Source organism: Alteromonas infernus (assembly GCF_902705815.1).
On the sequence record NZ_CACSIG010000056.1, the window covers coordinates 1 to 26591 of the forward strand.

Annotated in this window: 25 protein-coding genes, 1 rRNA gene and 1 pseudogene; 18 read left to right on the forward strand and 9 right to left on the reverse strand. The window is 45.2% G+C overall.

The features are described 5' to 3' along the window. The first annotated feature begins 110 nt into the window (after positions 1-110). Together rrf and ACX5J7_RS13905 are read left to right on the forward strand one after the other, a co-directional pair. Positions 111-226: ribosomal RNA gene (gene rrf / locus ACX5J7_RS13900) — 5S ribosomal RNA — on the forward strand. A gap of 189 nt (positions 227-415) precedes the next feature. After that, positions 416-1417 (forward strand): branched-chain amino acid aminotransferase, encoded by a 1002-nt coding sequence (locus ACX5J7_RS13905; protein WP_278382921.1) that lies wholly within the window; start codon positions 416-418, stop codon positions 1415-1417. 64 nt (positions 1418-1481) lie between these two features. Here ACX5J7_RS13905 and gpmA read toward each other — a convergent pair whose 3' ends face one another. Beyond that, positions 1482-2228, reverse strand: coding sequence for a 2,3-diphosphoglycerate-dependent phosphoglycerate mutase (gene gpmA, locus ACX5J7_RS13910; RefSeq protein ID WP_071950599.1), 747 nt, complete (start codon positions 2226-2228; stop codon positions 1482-1484). Between the two features lie 177 nt (positions 2229-2405). After that, positions 2406-2867: a cupin domain-containing protein gene (locus ACX5J7_RS13915; protein WP_462835904.1), complete on the reverse strand. Its 462-nt coding sequence runs from the start codon at positions 2865-2867 to the stop codon at positions 2406-2408. Positions 2868-3315: 448 nt separating this feature from the next. Here ACX5J7_RS13915 and acnA point away from each other — a divergent pair, with 448 nt between their 5' ends. Beyond that, complete coding sequence (gene acnA / locus ACX5J7_RS13920; protein ID WP_278382925.1) at positions 3316-6033, forward strand: aconitate hydratase AcnA; 2718 nt, start codon at positions 3316-3318, stop codon at positions 6031-6033. Between the two features lie 64 nt (positions 6034-6097). On the opposite strand, the gene ACX5J7_RS13925 is transcribed toward acnA, so the two are convergent. Continuing rightward, positions 6098-6592 (reverse strand): SEL1-like repeat protein, encoded by a 495-nt coding sequence (locus ACX5J7_RS13925; RefSeq protein WP_015066070.1) that lies wholly within the window; start codon positions 6590-6592, stop codon positions 6098-6100. Between the two features lie 139 nt (positions 6593-6731). Next, positions 6732-8990, reverse strand: coding sequence for a GspE/PulE family protein (locus ACX5J7_RS13930; RefSeq protein WP_498707340.1), 2259 nt, complete (start codon positions 8988-8990; stop codon positions 6732-6734). A gap of 388 nt (positions 8991-9378) precedes the next feature. On the opposite strand from ACX5J7_RS13930, the gene rpsJ reads away from it, so the two are divergent. Genes rpsJ through rpsQ form a run of 11 tightly spaced genes read left to right on the forward strand, consistent with a single transcriptional unit; the run spans position 9379 to position 14316 of the window. Next, positions 9379-9690 carry a 30S ribosomal protein S10 gene (gene rpsJ, locus ACX5J7_RS13935; RefSeq protein ID WP_010179497.1) on the forward strand — a complete coding sequence of 104 codons (312 nt, stop codon included), beginning with the start codon at positions 9379-9381 and terminating at the stop codon, positions 9688-9690. A gap of 18 nt (positions 9691-9708) precedes the next feature. After that, positions 9709-10347 (forward strand): 50S ribosomal protein L3, encoded by a 639-nt coding sequence (gene rplC, locus ACX5J7_RS13940; protein ID WP_014947975.1) that lies wholly within the window; start codon positions 9709-9711, stop codon positions 10345-10347. A gap of 18 nt (positions 10348-10365) precedes the next feature. Then, positions 10366-10971, forward strand: a complete 606-nt coding sequence (gene rplD / locus ACX5J7_RS13945) for a 50S ribosomal protein L4 (protein ID WP_012516958.1) — start codon at positions 10366-10368, stop codon at positions 10969-10971. Then, the gene (rplW, locus tag ACX5J7_RS13950; RefSeq protein ID WP_012516959.1) at positions 10968-11267 is read left to right on the forward strand and encodes a 50S ribosomal protein L23; all 300 of its coding nucleotides are present in this window, start codon (positions 10968-10970) and stop codon (positions 11265-11267) included. Before rplD ends, rplW begins: the two co-directional genes overlap by 4 nt. A 14-nt stretch (positions 11268-11281) precedes the next feature. Next, the gene (gene rplB / locus ACX5J7_RS13955) at positions 11282-12106 is read left to right on the forward strand and encodes a 50S ribosomal protein L2 (RefSeq protein WP_044055727.1); all 825 of its coding nucleotides are present in this window, start codon (positions 11282-11284) and stop codon (positions 12104-12106) included. Positions 12107-12121: 15 nt separating this feature from the next. Continuing rightward, positions 12122-12397 carry a 30S ribosomal protein S19 gene (gene rpsS, locus ACX5J7_RS13960; protein ID WP_012516961.1) on the forward strand — a complete coding sequence of 92 codons (276 nt, stop codon included), beginning with the start codon at positions 12122-12124 and terminating at the stop codon, positions 12395-12397. 11 nt (positions 12398-12408) lie between these two features. Further along, positions 12409-12741 carry a 50S ribosomal protein L22 gene (rplV, locus tag ACX5J7_RS13965; RefSeq protein ID WP_020745230.1) on the forward strand — a complete coding sequence of 111 codons (333 nt, stop codon included), beginning with the start codon at positions 12409-12411 and terminating at the stop codon, positions 12739-12741. A 9-nt stretch (positions 12742-12750) separates the two neighbouring features. After that, a complete protein-coding gene (gene rpsC, locus ACX5J7_RS13970; protein ID WP_014947978.1) occupies positions 12751-13455 on the forward strand; it encodes a 30S ribosomal protein S3 in 705 nt (234 codons plus the stop codon). Between the two features lie 2 nt (positions 13456-13457). After that, positions 13458-13868 carry a 50S ribosomal protein L16 gene (rplP, locus tag ACX5J7_RS13975; RefSeq protein WP_015066073.1) on the forward strand — a complete coding sequence of 137 codons (411 nt, stop codon included), beginning with the start codon at positions 13458-13460 and terminating at the stop codon, positions 13866-13868. Next, positions 13868-14059, forward strand: coding sequence for a 50S ribosomal protein L29 (gene rpmC, locus ACX5J7_RS13980; protein ID WP_014947980.1), 192 nt, complete (start codon positions 13868-13870; stop codon positions 14057-14059). Before rplP ends, rpmC begins: the two co-directional genes overlap by 1 nt. Continuing rightward, positions 14059-14316 carry a 30S ribosomal protein S17 gene (gene rpsQ, locus ACX5J7_RS13985; protein WP_012516966.1) on the forward strand — a complete coding sequence of 86 codons (258 nt, stop codon included), beginning with the start codon at positions 14059-14061 and terminating at the stop codon, positions 14314-14316. Before rpmC ends, rpsQ begins: the two co-directional genes overlap by 1 nt. A 112-nt stretch (positions 14317-14428) precedes the next feature. Here the strand turns inward: rpsQ and ACX5J7_RS13990 are convergent, their stop codons facing one another. After that, complete coding sequence (locus tag ACX5J7_RS13990) at positions 14429-15532, reverse strand: glycosyltransferase family 4 protein (protein ID WP_278385952.1); 1104 nt, start codon at positions 15530-15532, stop codon at positions 14429-14431. Between the two features lie 16 nt (positions 15533-15548). Next, a complete protein-coding gene (locus tag ACX5J7_RS13995) occupies positions 15549-16628 on the reverse strand; it encodes a glycosyltransferase family 9 protein (protein ID WP_498707341.1) in 1080 nt (359 codons plus the stop codon). A gap of 129 nt (positions 16629-16757) precedes the next feature. Between ACX5J7_RS13995 and ACX5J7_RS14000 the strand changes: the two genes are divergently transcribed. Beyond that, entirely contained in the window at positions 16758-18068 is a 1311-nt protein-coding gene (locus ACX5J7_RS14000) for a 3-deoxy-D-manno-octulosonic acid transferase (RefSeq protein ID WP_485165573.1), read from the forward strand. A gap of 279 nt (positions 18069-18347) precedes the next feature. Here the strand turns inward: ACX5J7_RS14000 and ACX5J7_RS14005 are convergent, their stop codons facing one another. Further along, complete coding sequence (locus ACX5J7_RS14005) at positions 18348-20162, reverse strand: cation:proton antiporter (RefSeq protein WP_278385956.1); 1815 nt, start codon at positions 20160-20162, stop codon at positions 18348-18350. Positions 20163-20559: 397 nt separating this feature from the next. On the opposite strand from ACX5J7_RS14005, the gene ACX5J7_RS14010 reads away from it, so the two are divergent. The 3 genes from ACX5J7_RS14010 to ACX5J7_RS14020 all read left to right on the forward strand — a co-directional run bounded on the left by ACX5J7_RS14010 (position 20560) and on the right by ACX5J7_RS14020 (position 22086). Beyond that, positions 20560-20766 carry a hypothetical protein gene (locus ACX5J7_RS14010; protein WP_498707342.1) on the forward strand — a complete coding sequence of 69 codons (207 nt, stop codon included), beginning with the start codon at positions 20560-20562 and terminating at the stop codon, positions 20764-20766. Next, on the forward strand, positions 20741-21307 hold the full coding sequence (locus tag ACX5J7_RS14015) for a hypothetical protein (protein WP_498707343.1): 567 nt from the start codon (positions 20741-20743) through the stop codon (positions 21305-21307). The genes ACX5J7_RS14010 and ACX5J7_RS14015 overlap by 26 nt, the downstream gene beginning before the upstream one ends. A gap of 191 nt (positions 21308-21498) precedes the next feature. Further along, a complete protein-coding gene (locus ACX5J7_RS14020) occupies positions 21499-22086 on the forward strand; it encodes a hypothetical protein (RefSeq protein ID WP_012516974.1) in 588 nt (195 codons plus the stop codon). Positions 22087-22184: 98 nt separating this feature from the next. Here the strand turns inward: ACX5J7_RS14020 and ACX5J7_RS14025 are convergent, their stop codons facing one another. Further along, positions 22185-24095, reverse strand: a complete 1911-nt coding sequence (locus ACX5J7_RS14025; protein ID WP_498707344.1) for a methyl-accepting chemotaxis protein — start codon at positions 24093-24095, stop codon at positions 22185-22187. A 302-nt stretch (positions 24096-24397) separates the two neighbouring features. Then, positions 24398-26588: pseudogene (locus ACX5J7_RS14030) on the reverse strand (M3 family metallopeptidase). Positions 26589-26591 lie beyond the last annotated feature (3 nt).

The following is a 26591-nucleotide window of genomic DNA, read 5'->3' on the forward strand; positions in this document are numbered from 1 at the left end:
AGCAACGATGATTANATAGACTCTAAAGAGTACTGTTGGTCCTCCTTGCGCGTAGTTATTAAAAAGAGCAGCATGACAAAAAACGTCATGATTCTGCACTAAAAGTTTTTCCTGGCAGCCATAGCGATACGGTACCACCTGATTCCATTCCGAACTCAGAAGTGAAACGTATTAGCGCCGATGGTAGTGTGGGGTTTCCCCATGTGAGAGTAGGACACTGCCAGGTCCCATTAAGAAAAACCCGCCTAACGGCGGGTTTTTTGCTTTCTGACCCCATTATTTGTGTGTTGTCAGTATTTCTAGACATTCTTATTCGATAAAAGCCTTAATAGAATCGACTTACTTTTAGCAATGTGCGGGTTTTTTGGTAAACTCTTGCGAATATCATTTTAGTCGAAGTAAATAGGACGAACTAATGGCCGTATTCGGTACAGTATTCATGCCACAAATGGCACTTGCTACCTTTGTCAACGATAAGTGGACTGACACCGAATTTGTCAGTGCAGACAGTATTTCACTTCACCCTGGTGCGCACGTGCTTCACTATTCAAGCACTTGTTTTGAAGGCTTAAAGGCATTTAAACACGAAGATGGCAGCATCAATATTTTTAGAATGGACAAAAATATTGAGCGTTTTGCGCAAAGTAGCCGTCTTTTAAATTTGCCTGAAATAGATAAAGCGCAAGTTGAAAAGATGATTATCGATATTGTCGCGAAATACGCTTCTGAGGTACCAGAGCCTCCAGGTTCTATGTATATCCGTCCTACGCATATCGGAACAGAAGCGTCTATTGGCAAAGCTGCAGCACCGTCAGCAGATTCAATGCTATACGTATTATTGTCTCCGGTCGGTGATTATTTTGCTGGCGGAGCCAAACCGCTTCGTTTGTTACTAGATGAAACTGGAATGCGCTGCGCTCCACATATGGGAATGGTGAAGAGCGGCGGTAATTATGCCAGTGCTTTACCACCTATCCTTAAAGCTCGTGCAGAAGTTCAGGCTGATCAAATACTGTTTTGTCCAAATGGCGATGTTCAAGAAACCGGTGCAGCAAATTTCTTACTGATTGACGGTGACGAGATTATTACGAAAGGGCTAGACTCAAGCTTCTTACACGGCGTGACTCGCGCAACGGTTCTTCAAATTGCTAAAGACCACGGTATGAAAGTAAGTGAGCGAGATATTACGGTAGATGAACTATTAGAACGTTCTGCAAAACCCAATACTGAAGCTGCGCTGTCTGGTACTGCGGCTGTACTAACACCAGTAGGTACGTTTATTCACAATAATAAAGAGTATCAGGTTGGTAACGGTGAAGCTGGTCCTGTAACGATGAAACTTAGACAAGCGTTAAATGATATCCAATGGGGTAAAGCTGAAGATACCCACAATTGGTTAGTAAAAGTGCCAAACTAGTCTAAACGGACACCCATAAAAAAGCCTGCTTAAGCAGGCTTTTTAGTATTTAAAAGGTTTAAGCTTATTTGGCTTGGCCTTGTTTAGCTACTGCATCCATCATTGCTTTAATAGCATCTGCGTCGCCAAGATACTCTTTTGAGATTGGCTTAAGGTTTTCGTCAAGTTCATAAACTAGCGGTACACCCGTTGGGATATTCAAGCTTAGTACTTCGTCGTCTGACATACCGTCTAGGTATTTGACAAGCGCACGAAGGCTGTTTCCGTGTGCTGCGATAATAACACGCTTACCCGCTTGAATGTCTGGACGAATTACATCGTGCCAGTAAGGCAGTACACGCTCGATAGTCAGCTTAAGACTTTCACCGCGAGGTAAAATGTCGGCATCAACGTTGTTATAACGAGGGTCGTGACCAGGGAAGTGTTCGCTTTCATCTTCAACTGCTGGCGGTGGAATATCGAAGCTACGACGCCAAATTTTCACTTGTTCTTCGCCGTGCTTAGCAGCAGTTTCAGCTTTATCTAAACCAGTAAGCGCACCGTAGTGACGCTCATTTAAGCGCCAGTGACGCTCAACGGGTAGGTAGTGTTGACCCATTTCTTCAAGCGCAATGTTAAGCGTTTTAATTGCACGAAGTAGTACAGACGTATAAGCCTGATCAAATGTAAATCCAGCATCTTTAAGAAGCTGACCTGCGGTCTTTGCTTGCGCTACACCAGTGTCGGTCAAGTCAACGTCGTGCCAGCCCGTGAAACGGTTTTCCAAGTTCCACTGACTTTCTCCATGACGAATAAGTACCAATTTATACATAGTTGGGTTACCTGCGGCGTTAGAGTGAAATAGTCTGAGATAATTCCAGAAGTTGGACGTTCAGACGTATATTTAAAAAACTGCCGTTATCATCCTTGATTGGCGCTTAAAAATCCAGTTTCGACTATCACAAAATCGCAGGTAAGATGTGTCTATTGAGCAGAACCTCGTATATAGTCAAATAAACCGCGTTAGGTCGGGGTGGGCTACTTTTATCCATTCTTGTATAGATGGCTCTTCAATGAAACTAAAATCTTCAAAATCAAAGCCCGGGGCTACCGAACATCCCACGAGTGAGTAGTCGCCCATAGTCGCAGCAGCTTGAAAATTCCCCGCTTTTACAACTTCCGCATACTCGTTATTCTGCCCTCCTATGTGGCGTTCCCAAATTTGTTGATTCTCGAGTTGGAACAACTGCAAAGGCGCACCCTCATAGTGATTCCAAACTTCATCATGTAATACTCGATGAAATCGACTTACTTGGCCTTTTAGCAATAGAAAATAAATATGAGTAAGGGCCGGACGGCTTTCGTTGTGCACGTAGGAACTTGTACGGTTGTCAGAACGAAATACCTGACGGTAAAACCCTCCTTCTGGGTGCGGTTCTAAGTTGTACTTCTTAACTAGTGGATGTGTCATGTTAGCGTCGTTATTATTTTTAATTGGTATGGGCTTTCCCAGTACAAGTCTATTGGAAAAGTATTTAGCGAACTTGCTCATTTGGTTGTCTTGCAAGCATAACCCTTGGTGATATATAAGAAAACATAAATGTTGCGAGTTTGTTAAGTTGTCACTGCTGATCAAGCTAATTGATGTTGAAAGTGTAGGCTTATTGACTGCCGATAACTGATAAACAGAAACCTGCTAAACCGAGTAGCTAAGAAAATTACTTCGTTTAATCAAGCAAAGGTAGTGTATTGCGTTCAGTAAACCGGAACATGTCAATGTTAGGTGAACTTTTTTTCATGTTGCAACCGTACAAATTGTCAAATAAAGGCGAGATAGTGACAACACTTTTATCGCTGATGGCGCAATCGCTAAGAAGCGTCAAATAATTCATGAACAGGCAAAGAAGGATGGAGAGCGTATGACATATAAGTCTTTTTCGCAGCTTGAAGTAAACGGTAAAAACTTCAAGGCGGTTAATTTTGACGGTATAGGCAGTAAATATGCGCTCGACAGGCTTCCGTTTTGTATCAAGATTTTATTAGAAAACTTGATTCGTCACGAGGACGAAGAGTTTGTTAGTAGTGCCGATATAGAAGAAGTGGCTAAGTGGGACACTGATAATCACGTTGATCATGAGGTGTCATTTGTACCTGCACGCGTCATCCTACAAGACTTTACCGGAGTTCCAGCCATTGTAGATTTGGCGGCAATGCGCGATGCGGTAAACCGTTTAGGTGGCGATGCACAAGCGATTAACCCACTGAACCCAGTGGAACTGGTTATCGACCACTCGGTAATGGTCGACCATTTCGCAGAAGAAAATGCACTTGAAAAAAATACCGATATTGAAATTCAGCGAAATAAAGAACGTTACCAATTTCTGAAATGGGGACAATCCAGCTTTGATAATTTCAAGGTAGTGCCCCCGGGCCGAGGCATTGTTCACCAAGTTAATTTAGAATACCTAGCTCGCTGCGCGTTCACCAAAAAACAGGATAGCGAAACCTTGGTTTATCCGGACACCTTGGTTGGAACAGATTCTCATACCACTATGATCAATGGTCTTGGCGTATTAGGCTGGGGTGTGGGTGGCATAGAAGCGGAAGCAGCAATGTTGGGGCAACCCGTGACCATGTTGCTGCCTAAAGTCGTTGGCTTTAGATTATCAGGTAAGCTACCTGCTGGCGTAACGGCCACTGATATGGTTCTCACCATCACGCAGCAGTTACGAGAGCATGGTGTAGTGGGCAAGTTTGTAGAATTTTTCGGCCCCGGCCTTAAACATTTAACTACAGCTGACCGAGCGACTATCGCGAATATGGCGCCAGAGTACGGTGCAACCTGCGGTATCTTCCCCATTGATGACGTAGCCCTAGATTACCTGCGTTTAACCGGTAGGGACGAAGACCAAATTGCCCTGGTAGAAGAGTATGCTAAGTTTAGCCAATTGTGGCATGACGACCATTCAAAAGATGCTCAGTATCACGAAACCCTTGAATTAAACTTAGATGAGGTTGTGCCTTCACTTGCTGGCCCTAAACGCCCTCAGGATAGAATTGCATTAGACAAAGCGGCAGAGGCATTTAATGAATGGCATCGCTCGCAAATTGACGTAAAAGTTTTAGATGAAGAAACGGATCTTATTGCCGAAGCCGGACTAGGTACCTCGGATGATGTGGATGAAGATCACGATTCTTTCGTGGAATTCAGGGGAAGCAAGTTTAACTTAGAAGATGGTGCGATTGTTATTGCAGCAATCACTAGTTGTACGAATACCTCAAACCCTTCAGTGCTGGTTGGTGCCGGTCTACTTGCTAAAAAAGCTGCTGAAAAGGGATTAACGCGGAAGCCTTGGGTAAAAACCTCATTAGCACCTGGTTCGCAGGTAGTAACTCAATATTTAGAAGATGCAGGTTTGATGGACCCATTAGAGTCTTTAGGATTCAATTTGGTCGGTTACGGATGTACAACGTGTATCGGTAACTCTGGGCCGCTTCCTGACGCCATCACCGACGCGATTAGAAAAGCGAAGCTTACAGTAACGTCTGTACTTTCTGGCAACCGCAATTTTGAAGGTCGGATTCATCCAGATGTAGCGGCAAACTACTTAGCTTCTCCACCGCTTGTGGTAGCTTATGCACTTGCAGGTAATATGAATATCGATATTACCAAGGAGCCTCTTGGTCAAGCTAGCGATGGTGCGCCAGTTTATTTAAAAGATATTTGGCCAACTGAAGATGAAATTCAACAGTATATTGCGAAAAACGTGACAGGCGATTTATTTAAAGAAAAATATGCTGACGTGTTTAAAGGTAGTGGTGAATGGAATGAGCTAGAAGTTAGCAAAACGTCTGTGTACGACTGGCCAGAATCTACCTATATTAAACATCCGCCTTTCTTTGAAGTTATGGAGAAAGAGCCTGAAGCACTAACGGCAATCGAGAACGCGCGATGCCTGGTTAAAGTGGGAGACTCTATTACCACTGACCATATTTCGCCCGCCGGTGCTATTGCCAAAGACAGTCCTGCAGGTGAATATTTACAGGCTCAAGGCGTGTCGCCGAAGGACTTTAACTCGTATGGCTCTCGACGAGGAAATCATGAAGTTATGATGCGTGGTACCTTCGCCAATGTACGTCTTAAAAATCAACTCGCACCTGGTACAAGAGGCAGCGCAACGACGCACTTCCCAAGTGGCGATAGTATGTCAATCTTCCATGCTGCTATGCGTTATAAAGATGACGGCGTGCCAGCCGTTGTAATTGGCGGCAAAGAATATGGTACGGGGTCTAGCCGCGACTGGGCGGCGAAAGGCCCATCACTCATGGGCGTAAAAGCAGTATTAGCGGAAAGCTACGAACGAATTCACCGCTCGAACTTAATTGGAATGGGAATATTACCACTTCAATTTAAAGAAGGAGAAAGCGCAAGTACTTTAGCGCTTAAGGGTAACGAGTCTTTTTCAGTTGGCGCAGTGGAGCGTGGTCAATCGGAGGTAGAAGTTAAGGCGGTCACTGATGACGGTGAAACAACGGCCTTTATGATGGATATCAGAATTGATACATCAAACGAGTTTACTTACTTCGAGAACGGCGGAATTCTGCACTACGTGATTAGGGAATACTTGAAGAAGTAGAAAAGTAGCTTAAACATTAATTAAAGCGACGACTCGAAAATCGAGGCGTCGCTTTTTATATGTATTAGTAATAACGTTTTTCGCAAATGATCTCTTTGATGTTAGAACCAATAGCGGCGCGCTTTTCACAGCGTAAGTCCTGAGCTTTTGCACCATATAGAGAGATGTATTCGTCTACATAGGGCTGTAGAGCAGTAATGTAGTCCTCAGGAAGGGCTTTTTTAATTTGACGGTATGAACGATTCCATTCAGCCGTTTTTTGTTCCATCGCTACGCTCAACCATAGCCAACCTTCCTCATAGTTAACAGGCGTTCCCCACCCTTGAAAGTACATCTGCGCTAGATAATATTGACCTTCTTTGTTACCCATCTTTGCTGACGCGGTTAGCTTCTTTAATGCTTTTTCGTACTTTTGCGCTTTTAACGCATGAAGACCTAATTCTAACGTTGATAGGTATTCTGCTTTCCAGATGTGATTCTTCGTTTTACTTTGTGCCAGCGTAGAGCCTGAAAACGTTAAACACGAGATAGTTACAGCGAGAGTAATAAGCTTTTTCATTGGGTATCCCTTCCTTTTTTATCTATATATATACTGTATTTTGCACAATATGTGAACCGTGCGAAAGTACAGTTTTTAGCGGTGCACAGCTAGTGGGCAAACTCGCAGCCACACTAACTAGCTAGCTAATAAGTGTGGTTTATTCTCCACCAACAATTTGAACTTGCGCTAAATCCGTATCACCCTTTATGACTTTATAAATAGCGTCTTGAACGAGGGTACGCATTCCATCTTTAGCGGCCTGAACTTTCATATCTGCTACGCTTGCTTCTTTGTAAACAAGGGAGCGTAGTTCGGGCGTCATACCCAATAGCTCATGCACACCTGTACGCCCTTTATAGCCTGTATTGCCACAGGCTTCACAGCCGTTAGCCTTATACAGTTCAAGGGGCGTTTTCACGTTCAGCTCAGCCATGAGCTCTTTACCGTATTGACGCTCGATGAACGCTATGTCGGTTTCAGTGGCGATATACTTCTCTTTACAGTTGCCACACAAGGTACGAATGAGGCGTTGCGCCAAAATACCCACACAGGCATCTGAGAAGTTAACCGGATCAAGGCCTAAGTCGAGTAAACGGGTAATGGTTTCGGGTGCAGAGTTAGTATGCAGTGTCGACAGCACTAAGTGACCCGTTAAAGACGCTTCTATACCGGCGTGCGCAGTTTCTTTATCACGCATCTCACCAATAAGAATAATATCTGGATCAGCACGTAAAAATGCGCGCAACGCTGCAGCAAAGTTAAAGCCAATCTTAGGGCTTACTTGAACCTGTTGCAGACCAGGCTGGGTAATCTCTACAGGATCCTCTGCCGTCCAAATCTTCTTCTCTGGCGTATTTAAATAGCCCAAGATAGCGTGCAGGGTAGTGGTTTTACCCGAGCCTGTTGGACCAACAACAAGTAAAATGCCGTGAGGCTTTTTAATCATGTCTTCTAGTCGGGCACGGTTGCTAGGCGCCAAGTTCATTTTATCAATAGGCATGGCACCACCTGATGCCAATATCCGCATTACTACGCCTTCACCCGCTACCGTTGGAATAGTGGCTACACGAACTTCTACAAGCTGACCGTTCATTCTAAAAGCGAGCTTTCCGTCTTGGGGCACCCGTTTTTCCGCAATATTCAAATTCGACATTATCTTAATGCGTGCAATAACGGCACTATGGTGAGAATTTGGCACTTGGTTCATATCGCGACAAACGCCATCAACTCGCATCCGCACCCGTGTTGGCGCGTTTTTTTCTGGGTCTATATGGATATCTGAAGCATTAAGGCGTTTAGCGTCATGTAAAATTCTGCTTACCAAGCGCACTACCGCCGGCGCGTCGTCCGATAGCTCATCAATTTGTTCATCGCTGTCTTCCGTTGACGACCCAATTTCATCGAGAATGTCGCTCATCTCTCCTGGGCCGCTGCTACCGCTATGTTCGCCTAAGTATTGCAAAATCAAATTTGGCAGGCTGACAGCAATTTCATAGCTATCTATACCCATAGCGCTTTCTATTTCCATAAGAAGCGCAGCATTATTGGGTTCTGCCATTAATACAATAGGCTTGTCATGCGCGTCGGCAATCACCGCTACGTAGTTCCTTTTTAAATAAGAAACATTTAAACGACTTTCGTTTTCAAACCTGTGGTACTTATCGGGTAGGTAAGGAATGAAAGGAACCTGATAGTGAATAGAGAGGGAGTTACCAATCTCATCTTCTGAGATTCGGTACTCAGATACTAAGCGTTGGATAAACGCTTTTATATCTGGCGTAGTAGCTTGAATATCCTTGAGCGTTGCTTCTTCTAAAAGACTCTTGTGAACTAGAAGGTCAAAGGGATTATGGGTGCCCCCTAATTCGAACCTGAATTTATCCCCGAGTATGAGTGCAAGCGCATTGCCAAGCTTTAAATCATCCTCAGTGAACGCGCCATCGTTTTTATTAATAATTTGTATAACACCCATCAACACGCCGGCGTTCATAATCGGCACACAGAGAATGTTTTGAGTTTTAAAATCGCTGTCTTTATCGAACCTGCCGTCGAAGCGCAAACGAGGGTGAATACTTTGAAGCAATGTGGGGTTATAAGGGTCGTCGATGACTACGGGCTTTTGTGATAGGGCGACATAACCAGCAATCGACATTGGGCTAATTGGCACTTTTATTTCCAGCGTCTCTTTACCCGTTTTAAATCTCGCGACCAAATCTTGATGCTGACGTCGACGTTGAAAAATACTCATACGTTGGGCATCAAACAAACCGAGGATAATTGGCTCTAATAAACCATATGCATCCAGTAACGTGGAATGGTTATTTAGAATGCGTTTTATTTGTGCAAAAGTTTGCTGGTTATTCACTACTTCCATATTCTCACTACTAATAATGTTGGCGCCTAGTCCTTTATGCATTTGGCGTTACAAGTGCCTGTTAAGCTAGGGTAACAAGATATACCTATACCACGAAAGCAACAATACTACTTATAGACAGTTACATACACTGGTATAGCGTAAAAATATGTGTATAAAAAGCAAACTGCCTCTTGCATTGCTTCTGCCTTTCTGTATAATTCGCGCCCACTGCCCAATTAGGGCACGTAATTTTTAGCCGCGACCTCACTGCTTTTAGGGTGGTTGCCGAAGTAACGGATTCATCATCACTGATTAGCCTGTTGCTGGCGTGCTAGAAAAAAGAACAGGGTTCCGATTGGGAACCATCGGTTTACGCACATCCTTTCTTTCCGGAATAAATGGAAGAGAAAGGGTGAATTTTTTTGTTCTTTCGATTGGAGCTTAATCGATGCCAAATCAAAGAATTCGCATTCGTTTGAAAGCGTTTGATCACAAGTTGATCGATCAGTCTACGGCTGAAATCGTTGAAACTGCGAAACGCACTGGTGCTCAGGTAAGTGGTCCTATTCCTCTACCTACTCGCAAAGAACGCTATACAGTTCTGATTTCTCCGCACGTTAACAAAGACGCGCGTGATCAATATGAAATCCGTACTCACAAGCGTTTGGTAGACATCATCGAGCCAACTGATAAAACAGTTGACGCGTTGATGCGTTTGGACTTGGCTGCTGGCGTTGATGTTCAAATCAGCCTGGGCTAATAAGAGAGGGTTATAACAATGGCGATTGGTCTAGTCGGTCGTAAAGTGGGTATGACTCGCATCTTCACTGAAGATGGTACGTCTATCCCTGTGACTGTTATTGAAGCGACCCCAAACCGCGTTACTCAGCTTCGTACTGAGGAAACTGACGGTTATCGCGCTCTTCAGGTTACTGCTGGAACTAAGAAAGCTAACCGCATCAACAAAGCTGAAGCAGGTCACTTTGCTAAAGCTGGTGTTGAAGCTGGACGCACTCTAGTAGAATTCCGCCTAGAAGAAAACGAAGGTGCCGATATTGAAGTAGGCAGTGAAATCACTGTTGAAATCTTTAACGACACTAAGAAAATTGATGTAACTGGTACATCAAAAGGTAAAGGTTTCCAAGGTGCTATCAAGCGCTGGAACTTCAGTTCTCAGCGTATGACACACGGTAACTCTTTGTCACACCGTGCTCCTGGTTCAATTGGTCAAAACCAATCACCAGGTAAAGTATTCAAAGGCAAGAAAATGGCTGGTCAGCTTGGTAACAAGCAAGTGACTACTCAGTCTTTGGAAGTTGTACGTGTTGACGTAGAGAACGGCCTTATCCTAGTTAAAGGTGCCGTACCTGGCGCAACTGGCAACGATGTAATCGTAAAGCCAGCTGTTAAAGCGTAACGTCTGGGGAGTGAACTGATGGAATTAACATTGAAAGACGCGCAAAGCGCTCTTGAAGTATCCGAAGCGACCTTTGGACGTGAATTCAACGAAGCCCTGGTACACCAGGTAGTTGTAGCTTACGGTGCAGGTGCTCGTCAGGGTACAAAAGCGCAGAAAACTCGCGCTGAAGTTCGTGGTGGCGGTAAGAAGCCATGGCGTCAAAAAGGTACTGGCCGCGCGCGTGCTGGTACAATCCGTAGCCCAATTTGGGTTGGCGGTGGCCGTGCTTTCGCAGCAAAGCCTCGTGACTTTGACCAAAAAGTTAACAAGAAAATGTATCGCGGTGCGATCAAGAGCATCCTGTCTGAACTAATCCGTCAAGACCGTTTGGTTGTTGTAGAGAAGTTCGGTGTTGACGCACCTAAGACTAAAGCTCTTATTTCTGCACTTAACGAATATGAACTAAATGACGTTCTAATCGTTACTCCTGAAGTTGATGAGAACTTGTTCCTAGCGGCGCGCAACTTGTACAAAGTTGACGTACGTGACGTAGCAGGCATCGACCCAGTGAGCTTGATTGCATTTGAGAAAGTGCTAATGACTGCTGATGCGGTTAAACAACTTGAGGAGGCGTTAGCATGAAAGAAGAACGTCTACTGAAGGTGCTAGTAGCACCTCACGTTTCAGAAAAGTCTACAATGGCTGCTGAAGCGAACAACACAGTTGTATTTAAAGTAGCTAAAGACGCGAACAAAGCTGAAATCAAAGCTGCAGTTGAAAAACTGTTTGAAGTTGAAGTTGAAGGTGTTCGTACTGTGAACGTTAAGGGTAAAACCAAGCGTCACGGCATGTCTTTCGGTAAGCGCAGCGACTGGAAAAAGGCCTACGTGGTTCTTAAAGAAGGTCAGGACATCGACTTTGTCGGTGGTGCTGAGTAAGAAGGGGATTAGAAATGCCATTATTGAAAGCTAAGCCAACTTCTGCCGGTCGTCGTCACGTTGTTCAGGTTACTAACCCTGACCTGCACAAAGGTGCACCGTACGCACCTTTGCTTGAAAAGAACAGCAAATCTGGCGGTCGTAACAACAATGGTCGTATTACCACTCGTCACATTGGTGGTGGTCATAAGCAACACTACCGTGTAATCGACTTCAAACGCAACAAAGATGGCATTCCAGCCAAAGTTGAGCGTTTAGAATACGATCCAAACCGTTCTGCAAACATTGCTCTAGTATTGTACGCAGACGGTGAACGTCGTTACATTCTGGCTCCTAAGGGTATGAAAGCAGGCGATGCAATCCAGTCTGGTTCGGGTGCTCCGATCAAGTCTGGTAACACGCTACCTATGCGTAATATCCCTGTAGGTACTGTTGTACACGCAATTGAAATGAAGCCTGGCAAGGGTGCACAAATCGCACGTTCTGCTGGTGCTTACGCTCAGATCCTAGCACGTGACGGAAACTACGTTACCCTACGTCTACGCTCTGGCGAAATGCGTAAAGTTCTTTCTGATTGCCGCGCCACCATTGGTGAAGTTGGTAATGCAGAACACATGCTTCGTTCACTAGGTAAAGCTGGTGCTACACGCTGGCGTGGTATTCGTCCTACCGTTCGTGGTGTTGCCATGAACCCGGTTGATCACCCACACGGTGGTGGTGAAGGTCGTACATCTGGCGGTCGTCACCCAGTAACTCCTTGGGGTGTTCCTACCAAAGGTAAGAAAACCCGAAGCAACAAGCGTACTGATAAGCTTATCGTACGTCGTCGAAACAAGTAATAGCGAGGATTCACCATGCCACGTTCTCTCAAGAAAGGTCCTTTTATTGACCTTCACTTGCTGAAGAAGGTAGAGGCTGCAGTGGAAAAGAACGAACGTAAACCAATCAAAACTTGGTCTCGTCGTTCTATGATCATCCCAGATATGATTGGGTTGACCATTGCGGTCCATAACGGTCGACAACATGTACCTGTCATTATTAGTGACGAAATGGTCGGCCACAAGTTGGGCGAATTTGCGCCAACGCGTACTTACCGCGGCCATGTCGCGGATAAGAAAGCTAAACGTTAAGGGGTAGGAAGATGGAAGCATTAGCTAAACACCGTTTTGCCCGCACGTCGGCTCAAAAGGCACGCTTGGTTGCGGATCAAATTCGCGGTTTACACGTAGAGAAAGCTTTAGAAGTTCTTGCGTACAGCCCGAAGAAAAGCGCAGCGCTAGTAAAGAAAGTTTTGGAGTCTGCAATTGCTAACGCAGAGCACAACGAAGGCGCGGACATCGACGAGCTAGTCGTTGCCAAGATTTTCGTTGACGAAGGTCCAACTATGAAACGTATCAAGCCACGTGCTAAAGGCCGTGCTGATCGTATCTTTAAGCGCAGCAGTCACATCACTGTGGTTGTAGCGGATAACTAGGAGTAGATAATGGGACAGAAGGTACATCCTACAGGTATACGCCTGGGTATCAGCAAACCATGGACATCTACCTGGTACGCTAATACTGCAGACTATGCAGATAACCTGTATAACGATCATCAGGTACGTCAGTATCTGACTAAACAACTTAAGAACGCTTCACTTTCTAAAATCGTGATCGAGCGTCCTGCTAAGAGCATTCGTGTAACTATTCACACTGCTCGTCCAGGCGTAGTAATCGGTAAGAAAGGTGAAGACGTAGAGAAGTTGCGTAACTACGTATCTAAGCTAGCCGGTGTGCCAGCTCAGATCAACATCGCTGAAGTACGTAAGCCAGAGCTAGATGGTCAGCTAGTAGCTGACAGCATTTCTAGCCAGCTAGAGCGTCGTGTTATGTTCCGTCGTGCTATGAAGCGCGCAGTACAAAACGCAATGCGTCTAGGCGCGAAAGGTATCAAAGTTGAAGTTAGCGGCCGTTTGGGCGGTGCAGAGATTGCACGTTCTGAATGGTACCGTGAAGGTCGCGTTCCTCTGCATACTTTCCGTGCAGATATCGATTACGCAACCTCTGAAGCGTCAACTACTTACGGTATCATCGGCGTTAAAGTATGGATCTTCAAAGGTGAAGTTCTAGGTGGTCTACCTACAACTCAAGAGCAAGCACCAGCTGCTCAACCTAAGAAGAAAGGCCGCAACGCTAAGCGAGAGGGCTAATCATGTTACAACCAAAACGCATGAAGTTCCGTAAGATGCACAAAGGCCGCAACCGCGGCTATGCTGCAGGAAGCACTGTAGCCTTTGGTACTTACGGCCTTAAAGCAGTTGGCCGCGGTCGAATGACTGCGCGTCAAATCGAAGCAGCGCGTCGTGCTATGACTCGTCACGTTAAGCGTCAGGGTAAAATTTGGATTCGAGTTTTCCCTGACAAGCCAATTACTGAGAAGCCTCTAGAAGTGCGTCAAGGTAAAGGTAAAGGTAACGTTGAGTACTGGGTATGCCAAATTCAGCCTGGTCGTGTTCTTTATGAGATGGAAGGTGTTCCTGAAAATCTTGCACGCGAAGCGTTTGAATTGGCAGCGGCTAAACTGCCATTTAAAACAACCTTTGTAACTCGGACGGTGATGTAATGAAAGCGACTGAACTGAAAGAAAAAAGCGTAGAAGAGCTGAACGCAGAGTTGATTAACCTGCTACGCGAACAGTTCAACCTGCGCATGCAGCACACAACAGGTCAGCTTGAAAAAACTGATCAGTTGAGAAAAGTACGTCGTAACATCGCGCGTGTTAAAACCATTCTGACTCAAAAGGCTGATGCGTAATGACTGAGCAAAAAATTCGTACAGTACAAGGTCGTGTGGTTAGCAACAAGATGGATAAAACCATTACTGTTGTAGTTGAACGTTTTGTTAAGCACCCTATCTATGGGAAGTTCATCAAGCGCTCTACTAAGCTTCACGCCCACGACGAAAACAACGTGTGCAACCAAGGTGACGTAGTAACAGTACGTGAATGTCGCCCGCTATCTAAGAACAAATCTTGGATGCTAGTTGACGTTGTTGAAAAAGCTGGCGTTTAATCGCTAACTTTTTTCAAAGTCTTAAAAAAGCCGCTTTCGAGCGGCTTTTTTGTTTTTGATGACGTACTTACCATTGATAAGAAATCTACATAGTAATGTGAAGTTAACCGCGCTATTGCTTTTGCACCTGGGCTTTCACGATGTGCTTATAGAGCGCTGAATACGCCTTAGTCATACTTTCAATACTGAAAGTATTAACAACATGATGGTGTAGTGCATCGCTAAATACCTTGAGTGTTTCAGGGTGAGTTAGCAAGTATTCAATCGATTCAACAATGCCGCCAATATCGCCTGGCGCAACCATTAACCCTGTTTCTTTATGTTTGATAATTTCAGGAATTCCGCCAACGGGGCTAGATATAACCGCACATTTGCTCATTCCAGCTTGTAGCAAGATCACGCCAAGCCCTTCGGCATAAGCTGGGTGTACAACCGCATCGATATTCGGAAGAATACGCGCCACTTCATTAGTAAACCCGCAGAGCTTCACATTGTGTTGCAATTCATGCCTATCTATCAGCGATTGATAGCTTTCTTTCAGTGCGCCCTTTCCAAACAGTAGGCAGGTTACGTTTTTATGCTTTTTTACTACGTCCCGCATAGCCAGTATAAGGTCGGCCTGACCTTTACGTGGTATATACTGCGCAAAATTAGCAATCACAAAATGGTCGGGTGCAATATCGAATTTTTCATTGAGCCACTGTCGGTTAGGTGGTTTTGAATATTCATTTTTATCCACCGCTGAATGGATAACCCTTTGGTGCTTTACGCCTTCACAGTGTACGGATGCAACCTTTTGTACACCTTCAGATATACTGATTACTGCATCGTATTGCCTGTATTTATAATACGCAAACCGACTTTCAGGGTTGTCCACTCGACGAGTACATATTGCGGGAATGCCCGTAAACTTTGCAGCAAGGGCACCCCAAATATCGGCCCCTCGACGACTGTGAACGTGAATGACGTCTGGTGAGATTTGCTTTACCATGTTGAGTATTCGTTTAAAACCCATTAAATCAGTATCGCCACGATACCGAATTGTATGGGTGGTACAACGGTTAAAGCTGACCTTGCTGATTTCGCTATCTTCAGTACAAAGAAGGTGTTGCTGATAAGCGCTATCTTTATCTAACGCGTGCACCAGATACGTTACCTGTTTCGCACCGCCATACAAATGCCTGCCTAGCTCAATATGTAACACTCGAATATTCAAATAACATCCTTTGTTTTTACTGATAGTTTATATACGGCTTAAGGCGGTTTAAGACCTTTTCTGGCGTAACCAGTGACATACAATCGAATCTTCCATCACAGGTAGGCCTGCGCTTACAGGGAGCACACGCCATATCTTCAAACAACACATGAGTACGTTTACTGTCTGTTACAGTGTAGGGGCGTGTGGAACCAAATATAGCGATTGTTGGCTTTTGATAAGTCGTTGATAAATGCGTAAGGCCAGTATCAACACCAACAAACGCATGGCACATAAGCACTACGCTAGCAGATTCTTCTAAACTGACCTTTCCGGCCAGCGAGATAACGTCGTTACATTCAAAAGTTAGGCTTTCTGCATGTACTGCATCCTGGGGCCCGCCTAAGATTACAATGGGCAAGTCGCAGTAATTGCGCAACAGTTCAATGAGTGCCTGCCAGTGTTTAGATGGCCAGTGTTTTTGTGGGCGAGTAGTAAAAGGCGCGATAGCAATAAAAGCGGATTTAATGCCAAACGCGCGGATTTTAGAGGCGGCTGACTGCTGTGCAGTGTTACTCGCGGCGATCGATAGTTCGTATCTTGGTACACCAGTATCTTGGGTGCCAAAGTAATGGGTGTGGATAGCGTTAGCCAGATGACGGTACTCACTGCTAATCAGCTCTGAGGTAGGTTTATCGACGGCATGATTAAGCAGCTTATGACTGTTTTCCTTACTGATAAAACCTATTCGTTCAGACGCGCCGCTAATGTATGCAAAGAAGGCACTTTTCAAAAGCCCCTGGGCTTCTATGGCGACCTTAAAATTTCTTTGTCTTAGCTGCTTTCTAAATAACATTACCGCTTTGTACAGCTGCCAGTATTTTTTTGCTTTGAGTAAAGCGCGCCATTCACTTTTTGGCCATGCGATAACGTGGTCAACGTCAGGATGATGGCTTATTAGAGACGTATAAGGCGCCTCAACTAACCATGTTAGCTCAATGGGTTGATCTAAGAGAGAATAAGTACGCCTGATGCTAGACGGCAATCCAGAAGCCATTACAATATCGCCAATGGCGCTTAGCCTGATAAAAAGAATGTGTTGTACGTCTTGTGGCATTAGAATAGGCTTTCAAAATTCAAGTAAAGCGAGTTCACTGCGTATATCACCACAGTTTGACGACAGTTTAATGACGCACGTTGTAATGACAGCGATGTATGAATTGATGTTTACCATTAAGGACATTTTATGTTTGCTGCCGAGCGCAACGGCTACAAACCCACGCTTATTGAAGACATATGCCGATGGGCTTACTCATTTGTATTAGTGTTTGTTATCCCCTTTGCCTTTTTACAACTTATGCTAAGAGGGGCCACCAGAAATAAAAACTACAACCGACGTAGGTTTGAGCGCTTTGGTTTTGTGTCACATGCGCCTAAAGAAAATGGCTATTTATTTCACTGTGTTTCTGTGGGGGAAGTGGTTGCCGCTTCTTGCTTGATTAAACGGATAATGCAAGACGAACCTGAGTGCCAAATAACCGTGACTACAACCACGCCCACAGGCTCTGCCAGAGTGCGTGCCATATTCGGTGATACGGTACACCACTTTTATTTACCTTATGATTTGCACATGGCTATGGCCGGTATGCTAAAAAGGATAAAACCTAAAGCAGTGCTGATTACCGAGGTAGAGCTTTGGCCTAACTTAATTCATGCCTGTTGGAAACGAGATATTCCAGTAATGGTTGTGAATGCCCGAATGACAGATAGATCGGCTAGGCGCTATAAAAAGATCAGCAAGCTTTTTAACCCCATGCTTGGGAAGCTCTACCATATATGCGCGCAAGGCGAGCGCGACTTTGCCAATTACGCTTGGTTAGGGGTTCCTGAACAAAAGCTAACGCTTACAAACAATATTAAGTTTGATCAAGTTGCATCAACGGTAGCCTCAGGCCATCCCTTTCTTGGTTTAAGTAAGGAAGAATACCCTATTTTAGTGGCAGGAAGCACTCACGACACTGAGGAAACGGCCGTGTTAAACGCGGCTAAGCTGTTGTGGCGTAAAAATCCTTCACTAAAAGTCATTATTGTTCCTCGTCATCCTGAGCGCTTCGATTCTGTAGCAAAGCTTATCGAAGCGACAGGGCTACCTTTCGTGCGAAGCTCACAAGAGCAGTCTGTTCCTGAAAATACTAACGTGATCTTGTTAGATGAAATGGGCAAGTTAAACGATGCCTACGCCGTGGGCGCTTTCGCATTTGTAGGAGGCTCTATCGCTGATAAGGGCGGTCACAATGCGCTAGAGCCCGCCAGCTTTTCTATTCCTATCATGATGGGGCCTAACACTTACAATAACCCAGTCATATGTAGCCATTTAGAAGAATGCGGCGCATTAGTAAAAATCGACAGTGGGGAAGAGATGTTCACTATTGTTGATAAATGGATTTGCGAACCTAACGAACGAAAAAAGGCAGGGCAAGCAGGTCGTAAAGTGCTCGAAGATAACAGTGGCGCTCTTGAGTCCACGGTTCAATGCATTCGAAAATACGTTAACTAATTGTTTTTGTGCGAAATATGAACCCCCAAATAGTGCGCAGCACGCACCATAATGGATGGTTTGTTGAGGTTTAACGTACATCTTTTAGTCGGAAGTGGATGTAAGTTATTGTAGCTATTGCGTTTTGAGGTTTTGGTTCATTCCTTGCTAAATAAAGCGCGACAGCGTAACAACAGTAAAATACAAATAAATACGCACCTTTTAAAAAGGGCACTGCGTTACGCGGTTTTCCAGGGAGAGGCCTCCTGCCGGTGGGCAGGAGGCTTTCTTACTTATCACTTATGGCAAGTCGCCACTGTCTTCTACTCTTTCTGGTTCAATCAAACTTATCACGCGCCAGCCCGCTTTTGGCTGAATGCTATTTCCATTAATAAAGGTAAAGCTTTTTCCTTCCGCATTTATCGCGACAAGAGGCGTTGCCCGCTCACCGTACTGTTGAGTATATTGCTCATAGGTAAATTCGTCAGATAAACGGGTCGTCTTGACTTGAGACTCGCGGGCGATGGCTGACGCTAAATAGCCGTAGGTCACTCCCTCGTCGAATAAGGTTAGCTTCTTGGCGTACTGTTCGCTAACTTGATGGCTAGGGCGGGTAGACTGTTCGTTATTCGTTAACGCCCAAACCTTATCTTTGCCCATGGTGTACTCGAAGTGATAAGCAATAAGCGGATTTAACTGCTTATAGGGTGACATAATAAGTACAGTGCCATAGGTATTGATATCGAGGTGACGTGCTGCGTGATCTGACATGGGATTGCCGAAGTAAACGGGAATGTCCATCATGCGGGCTTCACGAATTGCGTCCCAGTTAGTGTCGGCAATAGTTACATCTAGCTTTTGGTTCAACATTTCACAGGCCAGCGCACGGTTAAACTTGCTTCCGCCAAATATTAAATAGCCCGTTGGTGCAGGTGCCCTTACCTTGAGTAAAGACGCAACAGTGCGCGATGTAAGGCTTTGTACCACCACAGTAGCAATGATTACCATAAATACGATAGGGACAATAATACCGGAGCCTTCGTAGCCAATTTCTTCAAGTTTGAGTGAGAATAAGGCCGACACTGCCGCCGCCACAATGCCTCGTGGTGCAATCCAGCTTAGCAAAGCGAGTTCATTTAATTTAAGGCCTGTGCCTATAGAAGAGGCCAATACCGATAGAGGCCTAGCGATAAACATGATAGCTGCGAGTACAACAATAGAGCCCCACCCAACATCGATTACAGACTGGAGGTTTAGGCGTGTAGCTAGCAATATAAATAGCCCAGAGATCAGTAAAACGCTAAGGGTTTCTTTAAACTCAAGGATGTCTTCCACATCTACATCTTTCATGTTGGCCAGTACCATACCGGCAATAGTCACAGCCAGCAGGCCTGACTCATGAGCCACATAGTTAGACGCAGCGAACACACCCAAAATAATGGTTAAAACCGCGGTATTGAGAAGATAGTGAGGGATCCATTTCTTTCGAATAGAAAGGCCTAACAAATAGCCTGCCGCAAGGCCAAGAACAGAGCCGATCCCTACGGTTTTTCCGAAGGCAATGAGGGTATGCGTGATGGCGGTTTCTTGTGATGCAACAATGAATTCGAACACAAGTACGGCAAGGAGTGCGCCAATAGGGTCTATGACAATACCTTCCCAGCGCAATATATTCGCTAAATTAGTTTGCGGGCGCACCGTTCTTAGCATAGGTACAATAACCGTAGGGCCGGTTACAGTAACTATTGCGCCAAATAAGAAAGAGAGCTGCCAGGAAAGATCTAAGCTGTAATGCGCCGCTGTTGCCGCCACGCCCCAGGTTACCACCACGCCAATGGAACACAGATTCCTTACCATATTGCCGTGGCCGGCAATATCACTAAACTTAAGTGTCAGTGAGCCTTCAAAAAGAATAATAGCTACAGAAAGCGAAACCACCGGAAACAGTAAGTCTCCAAATAAGTCGTCTGCGTTAAGTACGCCAAACACGGGGCCGACAACAATGCCCACGATTAATAGCGGTAATATCGCTGGAAGCCTAATTTTATAAGCCAGGTACTGACACGCTATAGAGAGCAACCCTACAGAAACAAGAGAGAGAAGTGGGTCTGACAAAAGTGATTCCTTAACGTATTTATATTATTCCATCGTATATCAGCCCAAGCTTTTGTCATACAGCAACTTTAGACCAAGTCAACGTATAGCAATATACGCATGGAGTGAAAGTTTAGACCAACATACTAGGTTATGCTGCGCTTTAAGTAATAGTTATTAAATAGCGCAATGTTAGCAATAAAAATGAACACGGTTTCCACCAAATTTAGTCCTAATGGACCATGAAATATACGTGAGATAATCAGTAAATTTGTTATTATTTAAAAGTTAATATTAAGCCGGAGTCTTTCATTGAACCTATTACTCAAGGTTGTGTTTCTATCCACTGCTTTTGCGCTAACCACGGCCTGTGCAGTTAACTATCCTGCGCCTTCAGCGCCATTAACGATTAAAAAGCGTGGTTGAACTCCCCGATGAGCTGGCAGAAACTTCAGGGCTTTTTTGTGAACAAAGCGGAATGTTTTCGCTTAACGACTCAGGCAATGCGCCTGTAATATATCGCGTGAATTACCAAGGCGAGATAGTAGAGCGAACGCCACTGGCGCTTACTAACAAAGACTGGGAAGCAATAACGGCAGATGCCGACGCGTTTTTACATTGCTGATGTCGGTAACAATAAAGGCAAAAGGGAGCAGGTAGAAATTCACAAGGTCAATCGCGCCAATGTGAATAATATTGAAACAATCACGCTGAAATACGCTGGAAATGACGCCACAAACAATATCCCCTATGCACATGATTTCGACTCAGAAGCCATGGTGAAGTTTGATAACAAGTTATTGTTGTTTTCTAAAAGCTGGCGCACAGGTATAACGCATATCTATCAGGTTAATGAGGCCGAGCGCGTTCAAATCATCAGCCCTTTTGCGTCTATTGAGGGCTTACCAGGCGTGGTTACAGGGGTAGATTTCGACCAACACCAAAAGCGCTTTGTCGTTACAGGGTATAAATCAGATCCTTTCGGAAATTTTTCTACGTTTATGGCACAAGTGTCAAAAGACTTCACGCTTCTCGACGTATGGCCCCTTGAACATTACAAACAGATTGAAGGCGTGTGCGTGGATAGCCAAGGCCTTTACTGGTTTAGCGAGGAAGCAACCGAAGGCCGAAAGGCTTCGCTATCTAGCGCCTCAATAAAAAGATAATACATTTATTAAGTGTTGTTGTAGTAGAGGTGGTTCGTAGCTCGCTGATAAGCATGGAGAAGCTAACAGGCTACGCCAACATAAACGTTATTTTTTCTCGGGTGTTAGTAATATGGCTAATACCCAACCTCCTATTTTCTTGTCTATACTGAAATTGTGTTAACTAAACCACATTTAAAAAGGCAGCGAAAATGCGACGTTTTACTCAGGCTCTGCTAATAGCGTGTATTTGCCCTTGCATAACAATGGCAAGCGTAGTTAATGCCTCTGTGGTTGAAAAAGCACAGCAGTGGCTGAATAAGTATTCTGACAGTGACGACACATTCTCGCTAACGCTCACTAAAAACAAAATTAAATTTAAAGGCTGTAAGCAAAAGCAGTATCAATTAGCGTTTAGTCAGCGTATTGCTCCTATGTTTAATATCGAAGCGATTGTGCACTACAACAAAGGGCTGCTTGATTATGGTGTGCTATCCCAACGGGTCAAAAGCCACGAGTTTGAAGTAGTAAGCTGGTGGGATAGCGGTGACTATCGGGTGGGGCTAAGCCACAAAGTACGTCCTCGTCATGAAATGAGTGTTCCCGTCGCAGACACCATACAACTGCCTACTAGTACATCGGCGGGCGTGTATTTAGAAATTCCTTTTAAAGAAAATAAGCATTTACTCACCCTTGGTGCACTGAGAGAGTCTTGGGAAAGTGATGGTGCATCGCTTCAACTTCCTTGGCGTTCAAGCAGAGACAATCAGGTTAAGGTTCAATACGCCATTACCTTTTAATAACCACGCAACCTTGGGCTTTCATCTATATGGCCAACGCCATAGCGCTTAGTCAGAAGCCATAGCCACCGCAGCTACGACTTCTAACATAACCACTGTTACAGCTTAAATCGGCTTACCTCTGTCGAGAGCTCTTGCGCCAACTCGTCTAGTTTGTCGCTAACGTTCACCAATATTTTAGTCGCATCCAGTGTTTCTTCACTCGACACGCTAATGTCATTGATATTGCGACTGATATCTTCAACAACCGTCGCTTGTTCCTCGGTAGCCGTTGCCACTTGGGTGTTCACATCGTTAATGTGCGCAATTTCATCTGCAATATCTTGTAGGAGCTTATCGATTTCGTTGGTGGCGGTAACGACATCTGTAGTGCGCGCACGACTTGATTCCATCTGTGAAACCGCAGTTTTAGAGTCTTGCTGAAACTTATCAATTTTGACCTGTATCTCATCGGTCGCTTGAGCCGCACGCTGGGCGAGTGTTCTTACTTCATCTGCTACCACTGAGAAGCCACGGCCATGATCTCCGGCTCGCGCCGCTTCAATGGCTGCGTTTAGCGCGAGTAGATTAGTTTGCTCCGAGATGCCTCTTATCGTATCAAGTATTCCACCGATGGCGGCAGTGTGGGCGTCCAATGATTGAATGACATCTGATACGTCTTGAATTTGCTCAGATAGCCCCTGTATGGCATGCACCGCTCGTTGGGTTATCTCTCTACCGTGGGCAGAGTTTGTGGTCGCAAGATTGGCATTTTGTGCGGCAAGCGTCGCCGACTGGGCGACCTCGTTCACAGTGCTGCCCATTTGAGTCAGAGCGGCGGCTGCCTGTAGCGTCTGATCGCGCTGACCTTTTGTCGAGCTTTCAGTTTGGTGGGATTGTTGCGCAACATCCTGTGCTGAGGCTTTAAGTGCGTGGCTCGTCTTCGCAACTTGAGAAATAGTACCGTGAAGGTGGTCTATAAAGTTGTTAAACCCTTCCACTAAACGGGCGATCTCTTTTTGTTCTGGCACAGGAATACGAGAGCGTAAATCACCCTGACCGCGTCCAAGTTGCTGAAACACGTCGGCTAAAGACTCCAGCGGCTTAGTGAGTGAGCCCGCAAGCCAGATACCAATAAGCGCGAAGGCACCAGCAATGGCCAACGCCCAGAATATAATCTGGCGGCTTCCCGCATTTAATGAGGCATACAGCTCGTGCTCAGGGACTTGTGCTACTACGTACCATCCGGCTTTTTCTACGAAGGTACTGGCGAAGAGCTGTGTATCGCCATCGTGATCGCTGGTGGCCATAGCAAAGTCTTGGCGGTTAAGTAACTTGCCTACTGTACTTGCTTCACTTATTGAAGCGAGCTTCGCCTTACCTAGTAAGTCAGTGTTCGGGTGAGCGATAATGGTGCCGTTACCATCAACCAGAAAGACGAACCCAGTTTGAGCGATTTTAACTGCATTAATAATTGCTAAAAGCTCATCTACAGACTTCGCTACCCCCGACATGCCTCTGCCATCGACTTGCTGGTAGTTGGCAAAAAGCCGGTAGCCTTGTCCGGGCTCATTGTACAAGCTCAGCGAAATAGGTTCGCCGCTGTTTTTATACGCGAAGAACCAGCCATCAAATTCGTCGTTTTTTAGTTCTCGTAAAAAGCCGTCTTGGTTCCAATATTTATAAGTTGTTCGGTCTACAAACGACGCAACGGTTAAGTCGTTGAACGCAACAATATCGTTTAAATAGTTAAGGAGTCTGCGTTCACCGCTTTTATCTGCTCCTGCTTTTGACCACGCTAAAACATCGGGGTTGGAAGCGATGCTATGTGCCACAGTAAGCATTACACTCGCTTCACGGTCTACACGGTTTCCAATTTGTTTAAGCAAAGAAGGAAGCTGAAGGGCTTCCATGTTTTCTTTTACTAGGTCTCGGGCGATATACTGGCTGATGGAGCCAACTAAAATAGCAGCCGCTAGAACTGCCACAATCAAAGATAGAATAAGTTTTTGTTTTATACTGAAAGTCATGACTTTCGACCACGTTAGTTAATGCTGAGGAAAATATCTAAATGACGTGGCATTGCAGGCACAGCAACGTCTGAATGTTGTGAAATTTACGTCAGTATTATTGTTATTTTTAGATGACGTAGACAACATATCGGCTTAATCGCGCAAAAGTTTATACTTTTGGCGAAGAAATCGAGAATTTGGATTGTGCGGTAAGATTGACCAATAGGTCAATAAGAAAGTGTTTATTTACAGTTTTGAAAACGGGTATAAAAAAGGCGAGCGGTACAAGTTGTGTCGCTCGCCTGTCATTGTAGTGTTACTTACTCTTTTGAGTCTTTAGGAATGGGAAAGCCTCGGTCGCGCATCAAGGCGTCAACTTTAGCGTCGCGCCCACGGAACTTACGGTAAGCTTCCGCTGGGTCCATTGCATTGCGTACGGCAAAGAGGTATTTAACCAAGCGATCACCCACTTCTTTATCGTAGAAACCGCCCGGCGCTTCCATAAAGGCTTCTGCCGCATCAGCGGTTAGTACTTCTGCCCACATATAACCATAGTAAGCGGCGGCATAACCTTCGCCAGAGAATACGTGACCGAAATGCGGTGAACGGTGACGCATCACAATCTCTTCAGGCATATCCAATTTTTTAAGCTCTTCGCGCTCAAAGGTGTCTGGGTCAATCTGGCTCGGATCCGTCGTATGATATTTCAGATCCATAATAGCCGAGGCCATGTATTCTGTGGTTTTGAAGCCTTCGTTGAAGGTTGATGCCTTCTTGATTTTTTTCCACTAGCTCAGCAGGAATTGGTTCACCGGTTTCATGATGAACCAAGTAGTTGTTGATAACTTCATCGGTAGTTAGCCAGCGTTCTAACAACTGAGACTGGAATTCAGTGTAATCGCGCACGCCAGAGTGTGATGATGGGTATTCAACGTCAGAGGCTAAGAAGTGAAGCGCGTGACCAAATTCGTGGAAGTAGGTTTCTGCGTCGTCCCACGAAATTAATGTCGCTTCTCCATCTGCACCTTTCACAAAGTTAGAGTTGTTTGAAGACAGTACGGTTTTTTTGCCGTCGAACGTGGTGTAAGAACGATACGTCGTTGCCCATGCACCAGAGCGTTTACCTTGGCGTGAGAACGGGTCAAGGTACCAAAGGCCAATGTGCTCGCCGGTGTCTTTGTCGGTAACTTCCCATACCTTAACGTCTTCATGGAATACCGCTACTTTACCTTCTTCAACCGGGGTAAAGTTGAAGTTAAACAAGCGACCCGCTACATAGAACATGGCTTCGCGAAGTTTATCAAGCTGTAAGTATTGCTTCACTTCGTTTGAGTCTAAATCGTATTTAGCCTGACGAACTTTTTCAGCATAGAAGCGGTAGTCCCAAGGCTCGATAGTAATGTCGGCGCCTTCTTCATCGGCAATGGCCTGCATGTCGGCGACTTCTTCTTCAACACGAGCGATGGCGGCAGGCCAAACTTTCATCATAAGATCCATGGCGTTTTCAGGGTTTTTCGCCATGCGGTCTTCTAAACGCCACTGGGCGTAGTTTTCGTAGCCTAATAGTTCAACGCGCTCGTCACGCAAGGTTAAAATGCGTTTTATGATGTCGTTGTTATCGAAGTCATCAGCATTGTCGCCGCGGTTATAGTAGGTGCGCCATACTTTTTCACGTAGTTCACGATTTGTTGAATATGTCAGGAACGGGTCCATTGATGAACGGGTATTGGTAATGGCGTACTTGCCTTCTTCACCACGAGATTCGGCTGCTGCTTTGGCGGCTTTTACAAATGACGCCGGTAAGCCGTCTAGCTGATCTTCAGTGATGTAAGTGACATAGTTTTCTTCGTCAGCGAGTACATTGTTTGAAAACTTAGTGTGCAGCGTGGCAAGTTCTTCATTTATTTCTGCATAGCGCTTCTTCGCTTCGCTATCTAGGGTTGCGCCATTACGCGCAAAGCCGTTGTAGGTCATCCACGTAATGCGCTGCTCTTCGGGCGTTAAAGACTTAAGTTCGTCAGACTCATAAACGGTTTTTACCCTTTCAAAAAGCTTTTCATTTTGCGTGATTTGAGTGAAAAACGCCGAAAGCTTAGGTGACATCTCTGCCTGAATTTCGCGGAATTCAGGACTAGATTTATTGGCACTCCAAATGCCGTAATAAGTAAACACGCGGCCAAGTTCAGCGCCAGCGCGCTCCATTTCTACAATAACGTTTTCAAATGTCGGAGGGGCTTCGTTATTGGCAATAGCTTCAATTTCTTCAAGATTTAACGCCATGGCTTTTTCTAGCGCAGGTTTTAAATCTTCAAGCTTCATTTTATCGAAGGCCGGTACACCACCATAAGGGCCTTTAAACTCTTGAAGCAGCACGTTATCAAACTGTGCTTGCTCAGATGTTGTGGCAGTTTGTGTATCGGCGCCAGTTGTCTCTGGTGCTTTTTGTTCTGAACACGCGCCTAGCGCAATCACAACCGCCATCGCGGTAAGTGATGTTTTAAATTTACCCATGAG

Coding starts and splice junctions, on each gene's coding strand:
- ACX5J7_RS13905 (WP_278382921.1), top strand. CDS start 416: ATGGCCGTATTCGGTACAGTATTCATGCCACAAATGGCACTTGCTACC.
- gpmA (WP_071950599.1), bottom strand. CDS start 2,228: ATGTATAAATTGGTACTTATTCGTCATGGAGAAAGTCAGTGGAACTTG.
- ACX5J7_RS13915 (WP_462835904.1), bottom strand. CDS start 2,867: ATGACACATCCACTAGTTAAGAAGTACAACTTAGAACCGCACCCAGAA.
- acnA (WP_278382925.1), top strand. CDS start 3,316: ATGACATATAAGTCTTTTTCGCAGCTTGAAGTAAACGGTAAAAACTTC.
- ACX5J7_RS13925 (WP_015066070.1), bottom strand. CDS start 6,592: ATGAAAAAGCTTATTACTCTCGCTGTAACTATCTCGTGTTTAACGTTT.
- ACX5J7_RS13930 (WP_498707340.1), bottom strand. CDS start 8,990: ATGCATAAAGGACTAGGCGCCAACATTATTAGTAGTGAGAATATGGAA.
- rpsJ (WP_010179497.1), top strand. CDS start 9,379: ATGCCAAATCAAAGAATTCGCATTCGTTTGAAAGCGTTTGATCACAAG.
- rplC (WP_014947975.1), top strand. CDS start 9,709: ATGGCGATTGGTCTAGTCGGTCGTAAAGTGGGTATGACTCGCATCTTC.
- rplD (WP_012516958.1), top strand. CDS start 10,366: ATGGAATTAACATTGAAAGACGCGCAAAGCGCTCTTGAAGTATCCGAA.
- rplW (WP_012516959.1), top strand. CDS start 10,968: ATGAAAGAAGAACGTCTACTGAAGGTGCTAGTAGCACCTCACGTTTCA.
- rplB (WP_044055727.1), top strand. CDS start 11,282: ATGCCATTATTGAAAGCTAAGCCAACTTCTGCCGGTCGTCGTCACGTT.
- rpsS (WP_012516961.1), top strand. CDS start 12,122: ATGCCACGTTCTCTCAAGAAAGGTCCTTTTATTGACCTTCACTTGCTG.
- rplV (WP_020745230.1), top strand. CDS start 12,409: ATGGAAGCATTAGCTAAACACCGTTTTGCCCGCACGTCGGCTCAAAAG.
- rpsC (WP_014947978.1), top strand. CDS start 12,751: ATGGGACAGAAGGTACATCCTACAGGTATACGCCTGGGTATCAGCAAA.
- rplP (WP_015066073.1), top strand. CDS start 13,458: ATGTTACAACCAAAACGCATGAAGTTCCGTAAGATGCACAAAGGCCGC.
- rpmC (WP_014947980.1), top strand. CDS start 13,868: ATGAAAGCGACTGAACTGAAAGAAAAAAGCGTAGAAGAGCTGAACGCA.
- rpsQ (WP_012516966.1), top strand. CDS start 14,059: ATGACTGAGCAAAAAATTCGTACAGTACAAGGTCGTGTGGTTAGCAAC.
- ACX5J7_RS13995 (WP_498707341.1), bottom strand. CDS start 16,628: ATGCCACAAGACGTACAACACATTCTTTTTATCAGGCTAAGCGCCATT.
- ACX5J7_RS14000 (WP_485165573.1), top strand. CDS start 16,758: ATGTTTGCTGCCGAGCGCAACGGCTACAAACCCACGCTTATTGAAGAC.
- ACX5J7_RS14015 (WP_498707343.1), top strand. CDS start 20,741: ATGCCGACGCGTTTTTACATTGCTGATGTCGGTAACAATAAAGGCAAA.
- ACX5J7_RS14020 (WP_012516974.1), top strand. CDS start 21,499: ATGCGACGTTTTACTCAGGCTCTGCTAATAGCGTGTATTTGCCCTTGC.
- ACX5J7_RS14025 (WP_498707344.1), bottom strand. CDS start 24,095: ATGACTTTCAGTATAAAACAAAAACTTATTCTATCTTTGATTGTGGCA.